Origin of the sequence: Dongia sp. (genome assembly GCF_041918875.1) — a bacterium.
In the GTDB taxonomy this organism is placed as follows: domain Bacteria; phylum Pseudomonadota; class Alphaproteobacteria; order Dongiales; family Dongiaceae; genus Dongia.
In genome coordinates this window covers 279,364-293,777 of record NZ_JAYRUV010000003.1, presented here as the reverse complement: position 1 = coordinate 293,777, position 14,414 = coordinate 279,364, and the positions used below count along the sequence as shown (strand labels likewise).

General features: G+C 62.7%; 11 protein-coding genes. 2 read left to right on the top strand and 9 right to left on the bottom strand.

What is annotated here, in order from left to right; all coding sequences use genetic code 11:
• Positions 1-47 precede the first annotated feature (47 nt).
• Complete coding sequence (locus tag ACE3TY_RS05040) at positions 48-809, bottom strand: hypothetical protein (RefSeq protein WP_374651475.1); 762 nt, start codon at positions 807-809, stop codon at positions 48-50.
• Positions 806-2,608 carry a M3 family oligoendopeptidase gene (locus ACE3TY_RS05035; protein ID WP_374651473.1) on the bottom strand — a complete coding sequence of 601 codons (1,803 nt, stop codon included), beginning with the start codon at positions 2,606-2,608 and terminating at the stop codon, positions 806-808. Before ACE3TY_RS05035 ends, ACE3TY_RS05040 begins: the two co-directional genes overlap by 4 nt.
• A gap of 102 nt (positions 2,609-2,710) precedes the next feature.
• Here ACE3TY_RS05035 and ACE3TY_RS05030 point away from each other — a divergent pair, with 102 nt between their 5' ends.
• Positions 2,711-4,501, top strand: a complete 1,791-nt coding sequence (locus ACE3TY_RS05030) for a long-chain fatty acid--CoA ligase (protein WP_374651472.1) — start codon at positions 2,711-2,713, stop codon at positions 4,499-4,501.
• A gap of 99 nt (positions 4,502-4,600) precedes the next feature.
• Here the strand turns inward: ACE3TY_RS05030 and ACE3TY_RS05025 are convergent, their stop codons facing one another.
• Together ACE3TY_RS05025 and ACE3TY_RS05020 are read right to left on the bottom strand one after the other, a co-directional pair.
• The gene (locus tag ACE3TY_RS05025) at positions 4,601-6,058 is read right to left on the bottom strand and encodes a phenylacetate--CoA ligase family protein (RefSeq protein WP_374651470.1); all 1,458 of its coding nucleotides are present in this window, start codon (positions 6,056-6,058) and stop codon (positions 4,601-4,603) included.
• A 13-nt stretch (positions 6,059-6,071) separates the two neighbouring features.
• Complete coding sequence (locus ACE3TY_RS05020; protein ID WP_374651468.1) at positions 6,072-6,761, bottom strand: DUF1345 domain-containing protein; 690 nt, start codon at positions 6,759-6,761, stop codon at positions 6,072-6,074.
• A gap of 211 nt (positions 6,762-6,972) precedes the next feature.
• Here ACE3TY_RS05020 and ACE3TY_RS05015 point away from each other — a divergent pair, with 211 nt between their 5' ends.
• Positions 6,973-10,461, top strand: a complete 3,489-nt coding sequence (locus tag ACE3TY_RS05015; protein ID WP_374651466.1) for an indolepyruvate ferredoxin oxidoreductase family protein — start codon at positions 6,973-6,975, stop codon at positions 10,459-10,461.
• A 3-nt stretch (positions 10,462-10,464) separates the two neighbouring features.
• Here the strand turns inward: ACE3TY_RS05015 and ACE3TY_RS05010 are convergent, their stop codons facing one another.
• From ACE3TY_RS05010 to ACE3TY_RS04990, 5 genes are read right to left on the bottom strand one after another with little or no spacing between them, the layout of a single operon-like run.
• Positions 10,465-11,601, bottom strand: a complete 1,137-nt coding sequence (locus ACE3TY_RS05010) for a DUF1501 domain-containing protein (RefSeq protein ID WP_374651464.1) — start codon at positions 11,599-11,601, stop codon at positions 10,465-10,467.
• Between the two features lie 51 nt (positions 11,602-11,652).
• Positions 11,653-13,005 (bottom strand): DUF1800 family protein, encoded by a 1,353-nt coding sequence (locus tag ACE3TY_RS05005; RefSeq protein WP_374651462.1) that lies wholly within the window; start codon positions 13,003-13,005, stop codon positions 11,653-11,655.
• A 16-nt stretch (positions 13,006-13,021) separates the two neighbouring features.
• Positions 13,022-13,465, bottom strand: a complete 444-nt coding sequence (locus ACE3TY_RS05000) for a periplasmic heavy metal sensor (RefSeq protein WP_374651460.1) — start codon at positions 13,463-13,465, stop codon at positions 13,022-13,024.
• Positions 13,465-13,749, bottom strand: a complete 285-nt coding sequence (locus ACE3TY_RS04995) for a hypothetical protein (protein ID WP_374651458.1) — start codon at positions 13,747-13,749, stop codon at positions 13,465-13,467. Before ACE3TY_RS04995 ends, ACE3TY_RS05000 begins: the two co-directional genes overlap by 1 nt.
• Positions 13,746-14,321, bottom strand: coding sequence for an RNA polymerase sigma factor (locus ACE3TY_RS04990; protein ID WP_374651456.1), 576 nt, complete (start codon positions 14,319-14,321; stop codon positions 13,746-13,748). Before ACE3TY_RS04990 ends, ACE3TY_RS04995 begins: the two co-directional genes overlap by 4 nt.
• Positions 14,322-14,414 lie beyond the last annotated feature (93 nt).

The window sequence follows — 14,414 nt, the reverse complement described above, 5'->3', positions numbered from 1 at the left end:
CCGATTCTGAAATCGGCCCGGATGCTAGCGCAGCGGCGGGACGCGATCTATGCCGATCTCTTCTTGGGTTCTTTGGCGTAAAGGTAGGTTGCCAGCAGCACCCAGCGCCGCGCGCGATCTTCCTTGCCAGGCTTTGCCTGCAGCGGCGTGGTGTAATGCCAAAACGGCAAGCGATAGATGGTGAGAAAGCCGAGCCCGTTCACCGGCACCATCTCGGTGAAGTGTCCGCCCTTGGCATAGACCAGGAATTGATGATCGACCGCCTGCGACGCCAAGGAAAGATGGAGGTCGAGATAGCCGCCCGCCGCTCGCGCGTTTTCCGGGTGATGGTCGTTGTGCGGTCCGGCATAGTCGCCGGGGCCATAGCAAAGAACCTGCTGCCCGCTCTTGCGGTCGAGCCTGCGTCCGGCGAGCTGTTCGGCAAAGGCCGCCATGCTCTCCGACTTCAGCAGATCCACAATTCCGAGCTCCTGCGCGCGGACCGAGGCGACATCGCGCTTGCGCTCCAGATAGGCTGTACTTGCGCGCACAGTCTTGGGCAGCCATTCCTCGTAGTCATGCTCCATTTCCCAGATCGTTTCCGGCGGAATCGGGTCGCTCATGGGTGTGAGCAGCGGACGTAAACATTCCTCGAGCACAAGGCGCAGAGCTTCCGCTTTGCCTTTCGCCACCATGCCGTCGAGAGCGAGGAAACGGCGCCTGGGATCTGCCAGGGCACCGCAAATGTCCGAGCAGCCGCTTAAGATTCGACGGCCGGCCGGAGTGAGCAGATCCTCGAATTCGCGCGGGACGGAAGCCCGCTTGCTCACATTGCCTCCAATTCGTCGATGAAGCCGGAAACGACACCGAGACCTTTCGACCAGAAGGCCGGATCCGCGGCATCGAGGCCGAAGGGAGCAAGCAGCTCCTTATGCCGCTTGCTGCCACCTGCTTTCAGCATGTCGAGATACTTCCCGGCAAAGCCGGCACCGGCATCGCGGTAAACCGCATAGAGCGAGTTCACCAGGCAATCGCCAAAGGCATAAGCGTAGACGTAGAACGGCACATGGATGAAGTGCGGAATATAGGACCAGTAGATTCCATAGGCGCTGTCCTTATCCAGCTTCACGCCGTCGCCCAGGGCTTCCCGCTGGGTCTCCAGCCAGATATCGGCGATACGTTCCGGCATCAACTCGCCCGCGCGGCGTTCGTCATGCAGCACGGTTTCGAAATTGTGCATGGCGATCTGGCGCACGACGGTGTTGAGCATGTCCTCGACCTTGCCCGCCAACAGAATGCGGCGCTTGGCCGGTTCCTTTTCACGCGCGAGCAACGATTGGAAGGTCAGCATCTCGCCGAAGACCGAAGCCGTCTCCGCAAGTGTGAGCGGTGTGTCGGCCAGCAGCGCGCCTTGCGGACCCGCCAGCACCTGGTGCACACCGTGCCCCAATTCATGCGCCAGGGTCATGACATCCCGCGTACGGCCATGATAGTTCAGCAGCAGATAAGGATGCGCCGACGGTACGGTCGGATGCGCGAATGCCCCCGGATCCTTGCCGGGGCGCGAGGGAGCGTCGATCCAGTTCTTCTCGAAAAACTGCCGGCCGACATTCGCCAGTTCCGGCGAGAATTCATGATAGGCATCCAGCACGCTCTTGGTCGCCTCCGCCCACGGAATGAGGCGGTCATCATCGCGCGGCAAAGGCGCGTTGCGGTCCCAGAAGTCGAGTGCTTCGACGCCCATCCATTTGGCTTTGAGTTTGTAATAGCGGTGGCTGAGCTTGGGATAACTCTGCTTAACCGCCTTCACCAGCGCATCTACCACCTCATCTTCCACCTGGTTGGCGAGATTGCGCGACGATACAGGGCGTTTGAACTGGCGCCACTTATCCTCAATCTCCTTATCCTTGGCCAAGGTGTTGGTGACCAGGGCGAAAATGCGCTGGTTGTCCTTCAAACCTTTGGACAAAGCCATCGCTGCCGATTTTCGCTTGCCACCGTCGCGGTCGGTCAGAAGGTTGAGAACCTCATTGCTGGTAAGCTTCTGCCCGTCGACCTCGAAACGCAGATCCGCCATCGTCTCATCGAACATGCGGTTCCAGGCTTGGCGTCCGGAGATGGACTTCTCGTGCAGCAGCCGCTCGACTTCGTCGGAGAGCTGATGCGGGCGGAATGCGCGCACGGCTTCGAGCCATGGCTGATAGCGCTGCAGCGGCAGATGTGTCAGTTGCTTGTCCAGCGTCGCATCGTCGATCTTGTTGAGCTCCAACGTGAAGAACAGGGTTTCCACGGAAATGAGGTTCAGGCGTTCCGAAATATTCTGCTGGAAGCGCGCCAGTTCCGGATCGGCCATGTTGCCGGCATAGGCAAGCTGGGCATAGGAACCCACGCGACCGGCCAAATCCTGCATTTTCTCGTAATCCTGCAGCGCCACCAGCATGTCCGCACCCGAGAGGCCGGAAAGTTTCCCCTCATATTTGCGTTTGAACTCGCCCGACTGGGATCCCAGCGATCTGAGATCGCGCTCGATCGCGGGATCGGCCGTCGAGGCATAAAGATCAGCCAGATTCCAGTTAGGCAACGTGCCCAGATCATGTTTTTCAACAGGCTTCGCAGGTGCAGCAGTCATAATTGTCACGCTCATGCTCTTGATTGCGTCATGGTCACCTTATATGGGGATTCCGAGCGGCGCGCCAAGCGCCCACTATCCGCCGGGGGAGCGGCCAAGCACATGGATTACGACCGTATTGCCAGCCTGCCGCGCCTGTTCTTCGACCAGGCGGCTGGACTGGGCGACAAACCGCTGACCTATCGCCGTTCCGAAGGGCAGTGGCGGCCGGGCAGTTGGGGCGTGACCGCCGCCTTTGTCAGAGCGCTTGCCGGCTTTCTCATCGCCCGGGGTGTCGAACCCGGAGACAGGGTCGCCCTGGTAGCCGAAAATCGCCCGGAATGGCTCATCGCGGACCTCGCCATCATGACCGCGGGTGCGGTCACCGTACCCGCCTTCTCCACCAACACCACGGAAGATCATCGGCATATCCTCACCCACAGTGGGGCGAAGGGGGTCATCTACTCCGGTGGGACGATCGCATCGCGGCTATTGCCGGCGGCATTCCAGGCACCCGAACTGAAATTCACCATCGCCATGGACGCCCAGGACAAGGCAGCGCAAATGCCGTTTCAGCAATGGGATTGGATGGAGGCGATGGCTGCGCAATCGCAGACGGCCGAGATTGAACGACGCTTGGGCATGCAAAAGAGGAGCGACACCTGCTGCATCATCTACACCTCCGGCACCGGCGGCACACCCAAGGGCGTGATGCTGAGCCACGGCTCCATCCTCTGCAATATCAAGGGTGCCTACAAGCTGCTGCTTGACGTGGGGCTCGGCAATGACCGCTTCCTCTCCTTCCTGCCGCTCTCGCATTCATATGAGCATACGGCCGGTCAGTTCCTGCCGATTTCGATCGGCGCGGAAATCTGGTATGCCGAAAGCATCGAGCGCCTGGTCGACAACATGGCCGAGGTCCGTCCCACCATCATGACCGCCGTGCCACGGCTCTACGAAGCTGTCCACGCCAAGATTCTGCGCGGTCTCTCCAAAGCGCCGAAGGTGCGGCAAGAGCTATTCTGGCTTGCCTATCGTCTGGGCCGGAAAGCCTACGAACAGCCCGGCTCCCTCAGCATCGCGGAAACCTGGCTCGACAAGCTCTGTAACGTGCTGGTACGCAAGAAGGTGCAGCAGCGTTTCGGCGGGCATTTGAAGGCTTTCGTCTCCGGCGGCGCCGCACTCAACTATGAGATCGGCGTATTCTTCCTGGCCCTGGGCGTGCGCCTGCTGCAGGGTTACGGCCAGACCGAGGCCTCGCCGGTCATCAGCGCCAACATGCCCAGCAAGATCAAGATCGACACGGTCGGCCCCATCTTCGACGGCCTCACGGCACGCATCGCCGAGGATGGCGAAATACTGGTGAAGGGTGAGGCCGTCATGAGCGGATATTGGCGCGACCCGGAATCGAGCGCCAAGGCCGTGGTCGATGGTTGGCTGCATACCGGAGATATCGGGGAGTTCGACGCAGACGGCTATCTCAAGATCACCGACCGCAAGAAGGATATCATCGTCCTCTCCGGCGGCGACAATGTCTCCCCGGCCCGGGTCGAAGGATTTCTTGTCCTGCAGCCGGAAATTGCCCAGGCTATGGTGCATGGCGACAAGCACCCGCATCTGGTGGCTCTGGTGGTGCCGGACGAGGAATTCGCGCGCGAATGGGCGGCGAAGAATGGCAGTGACGGTGGTCTTGCCATGCTTGCCGATAACGCCATCTTTCACAAGGTGCTGGGTTCCGTCATAGACCGCGTGAATGCCAGCCTATCGCCGCTGGAAAAAATCCGCCGCTACACCCTGCTGCCGGAAGGCTTCACCATCGACAACGGCATGCTCACACCCAGCATGAAGATCAAACGCCACAAAATCCGCGACAAGTGGGGCGCGGCGATCGCGAGGATGTATGAGAGAAGCTAACGTGCGGCATATTCCCCTGAATATGCCGCTGCGATGCAGTACGAGTTGGATTGGCGGCTTCATCTGACCGGTGCCATCGTACATTCTGGCGCCCTCGTCCTACCGACTGTATCGATGCTTGACCCCGACCGGAAAGTAATTCGGATCGCCTTGCGGATAAAGCGCCACGATCGGGCGCTGCAGGTCGGCCGGCACATAGTTCGCAAACTCGCTGTTGAATTCGCGCAAGCTACCGAGCACGATCTGCGCGACTGTCTCCGCAATTGCGTCCGAGGCCGCGACGCCTTGCGCCAGTTCCACGGCCAGCGCGAAAGCTGGCCTGTCACTCAATCCTTCCGTCACTTGCATCACGAACTTGCCGGTGACGAAACCGCGCACACTAGGCTGTTCGAGGGCAAGGCTCACCGTCTCCGGAAATATGTTGGCACCAAAATAAGAAATGGTGAAATTGGCGCGGCCGAACACCCAGACGAAGGGCTGGCGGCGATACTGCGGGATCAGGCTGGCATCGAAGCCGGCTGCGCCAAGCCGCGTCATCATGTCGGCATGGGCGAGGATGCCGCCGCGGTCGGCGATGTGATAGCGAACCAAGGGCACGCCATTGTCGCCGCTGAAGGCCAGCGTGCCGTCCACCGTTTCGAAATACCGGCTGGTCGGATCGTATTGGCACAAGGTCGGCAGGCGCGTGTCACCGAAAATCTCCAGTGCCAGATCGGGCCTCTTGCTCAAGAATCGGCGGATGGCAACGGAGAGCGGCGTCTCCTGCGCCAGCACGCCGGCATCCGCCGTGCCATAGAGGGAGGCGGAAAAGTGGATCAAGTCCTCGACCCCCGCCCGTTCCGCCATCAGTTCGCGCCAGGTTTCGCTGAAGACTTCGCCCGCCAGCACCAGGCGTGGGTGATAGCGGCCCCAATCGAGTCCGCGCACGCGTCCGGCATCGATCACTTCCTTGAGGAACGGCGGATAGCCCAGCAGAACAATCTGCTCGAAATCCGGCCCCAGCCTTTCGACAATGCGCAGGATCTCGTCCGGCTTGTTCCCGGGAGTAGCGATCATCAATCGGTAGCCCTTTTCCGCGACAGCGCGCAGGCAGAAGGTGGTGAACATGCCGCCCACCCAAGTGCCCATGGCAAAGCAGACAATGGCCAGAGTCCGTTTTTCATGCGCCCGGAACATGTCGCGGAAGACCTGTTCGAAGCGTACCGCGATCGGGTATTCATCGGCCGCCGCGCGTGGCCAGAAGGTGGGCTCCCCGGTCGAGCCAGAAGAGACCGCGTAGAAATCGCACCGACCACGGTCGCCGCCGAATACCATCTCTTCGTGGGTGAAGCGGCGAACATAGTTGGCCTTGTCGAGCAATGGAAGAAGGGCGAAATCGGCAGCGCGATGAATTCCGGCAGGATCAACCCGCTCCTCCTGCAATAGCTGCCGATAGGCCGGCACCTCGGATGCGACCCGCTGCAGCAATCGCTTGGCCTGCGCAAAGCCGTCGCCGCTTTCGCCGGGAGCCAGCAGATCGTCCAGCGAATTGGTCAGGAAATGGTCGCGCGCTTTCATGAACGGAAATTCCTCAGATCAGATTGGCGGCGATACTGACGGCCAAGGCCACGATCACCGTATTGAGGAAGAAGCTGATGATGCCATGGGCCGTCACCAGATGGCGCATCTCGCGCCGGTCGATGGTGACATCGGAGACCTGACAGGTCATTGCCACCACGGCAGCGAAGTATAGAAAGTCCCAGTAGTCAGGCGCGCCTCTCCCCGGAAAATTGAGACCGCCCAACGCCTTCCTCTCTTGGCTGGCCTTTTCAACATAGAATTCGTGGGCGTAATGGATCGAAAACAGCATGTGCACCATGAACCATGACAGCATGATGGTGGCGATTCCGGCACCGGAATGGAGCAGCGCCGCCATGTCGCTCCGGCCCGTCGCTTCGCCCAGCACGCGTGCCGCGGCAAAAAGAGAAAAGCCAACCGCCGCCAGCGTCAGCAGCACAATCTCGCCAAGGCTGATGTCGAGTTCGCGGGCGCGTTGGGCAATGTGCGCGGGCGTGGAGCGGAACATCATGACGCAGGAAAGCGCCAGATAGACGGCGCTGCCGACATCCCAGGCCAGAGCCAGCGACAGGGCGGCGCCGGCATTGAGGAGGCTGAACAGGGGATAGGCGACGAGGCCGGCGGTCAATCCGGCCAGCAAACGAAGGCGCCCCTTCACATGCGAGCGGAAGCCGGCGCGGCGCGATCTCATCCTTTGGGCCATGGGAGTTTCGCTCTCCGTTTCGTCTTCGCCGCGCCGCAGCAACAATAGTCGTGCGCCTTGCCCGGCGGCTGGCGCAATTTCAGGCTAGCATGATGCAGGGCGGCGACAAAATCGGTCTTACTGCGGAAGACCGGCCCAAGTCACTGGACAAGAACGCTGAATCGGATGATCGTCGGCGTAAGTTGGACCGCCAGTTCGGGAGCCGCCGCCCTTGACCAAGCTTGCCGCCGTCTCGCTCGACGACAAATATGAAATCGATACCGGCCGCGTGTACCTCACGGGCCTGCAGGCCCTGGTCCGGCTCCCGATGATGCAGCGTCGGCGCGACGAGCGGGCCAAGCTCAACACCGCCTGCTATGTCACCGGCTATCGCGGCTCGCCCTTGGGCGGCGTCGACCTCGCCCTGACGCATGCCCAGTCCTTCCTCGACCGGCACCACATCCACTTCCAGCCGGGCGTGAATGAAGACCTTGCCGCGACCGCGATCTGGGGCAGCCAGCAGACCGACCTGTTCGGCGACAGCAAATATGACGGCGTCTTTGCCATGTGGTACGCCAAGGGCCCCGGCGTGGACCGCAGCGGCGATGTCCTGCGCCACGGCAACCTCGCGGGCTCGGCCAGGCATGGTGGCGTGCTGCTCCTGGCTGGCGACGATCACACCTGCAAATCCTCGACGACCGCGCATCAAAGCGAATATGCGTTCATGGATGCGGGGATTCCCGTCCTCAACCCTTCCGGCGTGCAGGAAATCCTCGATTACGGCCTCCATGGCTGGGCCATGTCGCGTTATTCCGGCTGCTGGGTGGCGATGAAAGTGGTGGCGGATACCGCCGAAAGCTCAGGTTCCGTCTCGCTCGATCCGGACCGCTTCGCCGTCACCATCCCGACCGATTTCGAGATGCCCGAAGGGGGGCTCAACATACGCCTCCCCGCCTCGCCCTTCGCCACGGCCCAGGCGCTGGAACAGGAGATGCGGCTCCACAAGCACAAGCTCTATGCCGCCCTCGCTTATGCTCGTGCCAACAACCTCAACCGGGCGATCATCGATGGGCCCAAGCGCCGCTTCGGCATCGTTACTTGCGGAAAATCCTATCTCGACGTGCGCCAGGCGCTGGACGATCTCGGTATCGACGAGGATTACGCGCGCGAAATCGGCCTCTCTCTCTACAAGGTCGGCATGACCTGGCCGTTGGAGCGCGACGGCATCCGCCATTTCGCCGAAGGGCTCGAGGAAATCCTGGTGGTCGAGGAGAAGCGCGCCCTCATCGAAAACCAACTTAAGGAACAGCTCTACAACTGGAACGAAAATGTCCGCCCGCGCGTCATCGGCAAGTTCGACGAAAGCGGCGAATGGATCTTGCCTTCCGCCGACGAACTGACGCCGGCACGCATTGCCCGCGTCATCGCGAAACGGATCGAGCGCTACCTGACCAGCCCGCGCATCGTCGAGCGGCTGAAGTTCCTCGATGCCAAGGACGCCGCGCTGAAGGGATTCAACCCACCCATCAGGCGCATCGCCTATTTCTGCGCCGGCTGCCCGCATAACAGCTCGACCAAGGTGCCGGAGGGCAGCATGGCCCTGGCCGGCATCGGCTGCCATTTCATGTCGCAGTGGATGGACCGCAACACGACGACCTTCACCCAGATGGGCGGCGAAGGGGCTACCTGGATCGGCCGCGCGCCGTTTTCCAAGACCGAGCATGTCTTTCAGAACATGGGCGACGGCACATATTACCATTCCGGCCTGCTCGCCATCCGCGCGGCGATCGCGGCCAAGGTCAACATCACCTTCAAGATCCTGTTCAACGATGCCGTCGCCATGACCGGCGGCCAGCCGATGGACGGACCGCTCACGGTCGCCATGGTGGCGAACCAGGTGGCGGCCGAAGGCGTCGGCCACATCGCCGTTCTGAGCGATGAGCCGGGGAAATACGGTCCGAACAATCAGTTTCCGACAGGAACGAGCATAGATCATCGCGACCGCCTGGATGCCGTGCAGCGGACCTTGCGCAAGATGCCGGGGGTCACCGTCCTGATCTTCGACCAGACCTGCGCTGCCGAAAAGCGCCGCCGCCGCAAGCGCAAGCTGATGGTCGATCCGCCCAAGCGCGCCTTCATCAACGAACGTGTCTGCGAGGGATGCGGCGATTGCGGCAGGGTCTCGAACTGCGTCGCCATCGCGCCGGCCGAAACCGCCTTCGGCCGCAAGCGGCAGATCGACCAGTCGAGCTGCAACAAGGATTTTTCCTGCGTCGAGGGATTCTGCCCCAGTTTCGTGACGGTCCATGGCGGATCCCTGCGCAAGCCGCACCCGAAGAAGCTGGACGCGGCGGAGTTTCCCGAACCGGCGCAGCCCAGGCTCGATCGCCCCTACAATATCGTCGTCACCGGCGTCGGCGGTACCGGCATCGTCACCATCGGCGCCCTCCTCGGCATGGCGGCTCATCTCGAAGGCAAAGGCTGTTCGGTCATGGACATGGCGGGACTTGCGCAGAAAGGTGGCGCCGTGTTCAGCCATGTGCGCCTGTCGGCCAGACCGGAGGATATTTTTGCCACCCGGATCGCCGCCGGCAATGCCGACCTGCTGCTGGGTTGCGACATCGTCGTCTCCGCTTCCTTCGATGCATTGGCCAAGCTCGATGTCGGACGCAGCAAGGCGCTCGTCAACACCCACGAAATCGCCACTGGCGACTTCACGCGCGATCCGGATTGGGACTTCCCGGCCGGCGATCTCAAACGGATTCTCGCCAAGGCGGTCGGCGCCGACGCCATCGAATTCATCGACGCCACCCGCATCGCCACGGCGCTGCTGGGCGATTCCATCGCCACCAATCTATTCATGCTGGGCTACGCCTATCAGCGCGGCCTCGTTCCAGTGAGCGCCATTGCCATCGAACGGGCGATCGAGCTCAATGCCGTCGCGGTCGACGCCAACCGCCAGGCTTTCGCCTGGGGCCGCCAGGCGGCGCTCGATCTCGGCGTGGCGGAACGCGCCATCGCGCCCTCGCATGAGGAGGCGCCGCTGCCGGACAGCCTGTCCGACATCGTGGCCCATCGCCGTCGGCACCTGAGCGAGTACCAGAACGCCGCGCTGGCCGACCGCTATCGGGCGCTTGTCGACCGCGTCCTCCTGGCCGAGCAGAAGGTCGTGGCGAGCGGCGATGCACTCGCCAAGGCGGTCGCCTTGAACTATGCCAAGCTGCTTGCCTATAAGGACGAATATGAAGTGGCCCGGCTCTACACCGATGGCCGTTTCGTCCAGGACATTCGCGACCGCTTCGACGGCGACTTCAAGCTGCATTTTCATCTGGCGCCGCCGTTGATGACCAGGCGCGACCCCGTGACCGGTCATCTCGGGAAACAGGAATTCGGCCCCGGCACGATGTGGGTCTTTCGTCTGCTGGCGCGGTTCAAAGGCCTGCGCGGCACGGCGTTCGACATATTCGGCCGCAGCGAGGAACGCCGGGCCGAACGCCAGATGATCGCCGACTATGAAGAACTCATGGATGCCCTGATCGGCAAGCTCACAGCCGCCAACCATGCCACGGCCGTGGCACTCGCCTCATTGCCAGAGCAGGTCCGCGGTTTCGGCCATGTGAAGGAGGCGGCAATCGCCCGGGCGGCTTCGCAGCGTGCGGCCTTGCTGGCCAAGTTCGAGGCGCCGCCAGCCGCCGCGACGCATCACCAGGCAGCCGAATAGCGGCTAGGCACGCATAAGCCCCTTCATTGGCGTAAGATCTGCATCGGGGAAGACCGTACCGAGCTGCGCTTGCGTCAAGCCCAGATGCGGAATCAGCACGCCGGCAATGACGTCACGCAGATCGCTCGCCGGCGCAAGATCGCGTCCCTGATAGAGCTGTGCCTCGGCAAGACCCGGCCAGTCGCCGCAGACACGTCCCCCGGCCACTGCGCCACCCAGCAGGAAAGTCGCGGAAGCGGTGCCATGATCGGTACCGCCGGAACCGTTCGGCACGGCCGTCCGGCCGAATTCGGTCAGTGTAAGCACGGCCGTCCTTCGCCAATGAAGCCCCAGCGCTTCCCGCAAGGCGGCAACCGCCATGTCGAGCTGGCTGAGGGCGAGTGCCATCCGCCCCTTTGCCAGGCCCTGGCCGCTATGCGTGTCCCAGCCGGGTACATCCATTACCGCAATACGTGGCCCATCGGCTTGCGACAGCATCCGACCGGCGACATCCGCCAGTACGGTAATCTGCCGCCCGTTTCCGCCTGCCCTGTCGTGAATCCCGCCGCCAGCTATCATTGCCCGCATTGCCAATGCTGCATCGAGCGTGCGGGAAAGATCGGGAACCGGCGCATACATTGCCGCGACCCGCTCCAGGAAATCGTCGCTGGCTGCCGGCAGGGTATCCGGCGCCCAGGCCGCAACACCCACGGGCCCACGCAGCAGCATGGGAATCTCCGCGCCAAGTGCCAATCCCAGCCGCCGCTCGTTCCCGCCCGGCAGCAGCTGCAGAACCCGGTTGAGCCAACCGTCCGCCGTTCCGTGCGGCATCGGCGATCCATTCTCCAGCAGGTCCTGCCCATCGAAATGCGAGCGCTCGCGGTAGGGCGTCGCCACGGCATGTACGATCGTTGCCTCGCCCGCGTCGTAGAGCTGTTTGATGCCGGTCAATGATGGGTGCAAAGCGAATCTGCCATCCAGCGGCAGCGTACCGCCAGCCTCGTCCGGTTGCGGCAGGGCAAGCGCTCCGCGCAGGCGGCGATAGTCGCGATCCGCCACTGGCGGTACTGCATGCAGCCCATCCATGGCGCCGCGCAGCATGATGACCACCAGCCTCTCTTCCATGTCGGCACGGGCGAAGGCAAGCCGCAAAGGAGACATCGACAGCCCTGCGGCAGGGAGTGCGATCATTTGGCGGCGTGACAGCATGGCTTATCTCCGCAGGAATTCGGGCGCCAGCATGGCGAGCGCCAGCCCCTCGGGTCGGTTCGCGGCATTGCGCAGCTGGAACATTGTGGCTTCTGCAACCCGGCCGCCCAAGGTCTCCGCCACGAAGCGTAACGGATCGATATCCCCGGCGCGCGTCGCCGACACGCGGGCGAAATCGACCCGCGCCATCAGGGATTCGGGTGACAGCCATGCATCGTCCCGATCGGGCCAACCGGCCGGCGACGGCGCAAAGAACGGCTGCTGGCCTAACGCCTTCATCGCGGCGACAATACGTTCGCCCGGCAGATCGGCCTTCTGGCCGATGCCGCGCAGCAGGGCCACTACCCATTCGTGGGGGCTGCGCAATTTGCCGGATCCCACGCGCCAGGCGTCCGGCCGTTCGATCAAGACCCGATAAAGGGCCGGCAGATGGCCGCCACTCTCGAGATAGGCCCGCGCAAGAGCGTCCGTCAGATCGGTTGACGGTGCTTCGGCCGTGAAATGCCGCGCAAGCTTGGCTGCAATGAATTTGGCCGTGGCCGGATGGTTTGCAAGGTCGGCAATCGCCCTTTCGGCCTCCTCGCCGCCGGCTTCGCCATAGGTCCTGCCGAGCAGCGTTTTCGGACCGGGTTCGTGCAAGGCCGGAACGAAGATGGCGGAGCCCCTTTCGCCCTTGGCGAGCCGCTCTGGCAAGCCGGCGCGCGACACGGTCCAGCCAGTCAGAATGTTTGCCAGAGCCCGCACATCGTCCTGGCCATAACCGCCGCCGACACCCAATGAATGCAATTCCATCAGTTCGCGGGCGAGATTTTCGTTGAGGCCTATTTCGCGTTTGTTGCCCAGCTTGGAATTGGGTCCAACCGAGCGCGCATTGTCGAGATAGAGCAGCATCGTCGGGTGCAGGGCGGCCGCACGCAGCAGGGCGCCGAAGCCGCCCAGCACATGCGGCCGTATGGCTTCGCGCTCGAATGCACCGGCAAAACCGACAATTTGCCGCCGCGTGCCCGAGACGGTGAAATGATTCAACCAGAATTGTACCAGCCTCTCGTGAAAGCCGGTCTCCGTTGCAACCTGGACGCTGAGTTGCGCGCTTACGTCGGCAAGGTAGAGCGAGTGCAAACTATCGCGCAGTTTCTTCCTGGCCATGGCGTCGCCGTCTTTGACGGCTTTCGCGCCCGGCAGGCTTGCGGCAATCTCCGCCATGCCCGGACGTGCCAGAAGAACGGGGGGCGAAGCAGGCGTTATTTCAATCTGCCGCGACAGCCAGCCTCGCGGATCGCGCCGGACCTTGTCCAGTTCGCCGGGCCTGGCGCCAAGCCCGAACCTGTTGGCAGCAATGACAGCGGGCTCGGCCATGATTTTTACCCGCGTGTTAGGGGCGCTGCCCCATCTTGCGCCAGCCTTCCGCCCATTGTTTACGCTGCTCGGGCGTCAGTTCAGCCGCGATTTCAGCCAGGCCCTCCTGGGCATGGTGCAGCAATTGGCCAGCCGATTGCTCCAATTCATCCAAGGCTGCATCGAGCTTGGCCTTGTCGAACGGTTCCGTTGCCAGTGCATCGGCCACATGCAGGTTCAACGCGCGCATTTTTTCGCGCTCTTCCTTGAATGCCGGCCCGCGTGCCTTCAATTTTTCACGGATCACCGGGCGCAGTTCGTGCGGAACTGTCGCTATCACCATGCCGCCCTTGCCTTCGGGGCCGCCCCAGGGTCCATGCATGCGGCCCGCGACCATGCCGGCCAGCAGGAACAGGTTGAGACACATCGAGACAATGGCACCGGCCAGCAGCCATTTCGCCTTGGCGCCTGAAATCGTCATCAGTATTCCCCCACATCGTTGGCAGTGTAGATCGACGCCACCACATCGAACTCCTGCTCATCGCTCACCGAGGCATTGCCCCAGCCCAGCACAAAACCCGTCAGCAGCGACAGGAGCGCCGCGCTGGCGGCCATCCGCGCCGGCGACATCAGAGCCATCAGCCAGATACCGCGGCGCGGCGCGGCGCGATCGAGACGCCGTGCCAGTGCCGGCGGCGCCGCTTCGACCCCGAGCGCGGATTCCAGCAGGGCTTCGAACTCTTCATCCCGCATCCGTCCAGTCATCGCTCCGTTCCTTCCAATCTGGCGCGGATATCGCGCTTGGCTCGCACCAGAAGTGATTCATATGCCTTCACGGTAATTTCCATCGTCGCGGCCGCTTCCGCATTGCTAAGGCCAAGCGTGTAACAGAGTGCCATCGCTTCCCGCTGTCGCTCGGGCAGATCCGCCATCGCGGTGCGTACCTGCTCTTCCTGCTCCGTCTTCAGCATCTGCAGTTCTGCGCCCGGATTTGGATCGGCCAGGGGCAGATCCGGATCCAATTGTTCCGCCCGCGGCTTGCGGCGCGCGTCGATGCATAGATTCATCGTCACGCGGTAAAGCCAGGTCGAAAATTTCGCCTCGCCGGGGCGCCATTTCTCCGCCTTGCGCCAAGCCCGGGTGAAGGCCTCCTGCGCCGCATCCTCGGCATCGGCGCGCGATCCGGTCACACGCAGGGCCAGCGAGAAGACGCGGTTGAGATGCCGTTCGCGCAGCCGCGCGAAGGCCGACCGATCTCCCGCCGCAACGCCTCGCAACAGGCGATCGTCATCGTCGCCGCCAGGCTCCAGATCGTTCGCCGCTTGTCGATCGCGCACTGTCGCTATCAAGGCAACTCCGGTTGCTCCGGCCCTGGCCTTTCGACCAGGGCCTTCATGAACGGCGATTATGGCCACGTCACTGAGCATCTT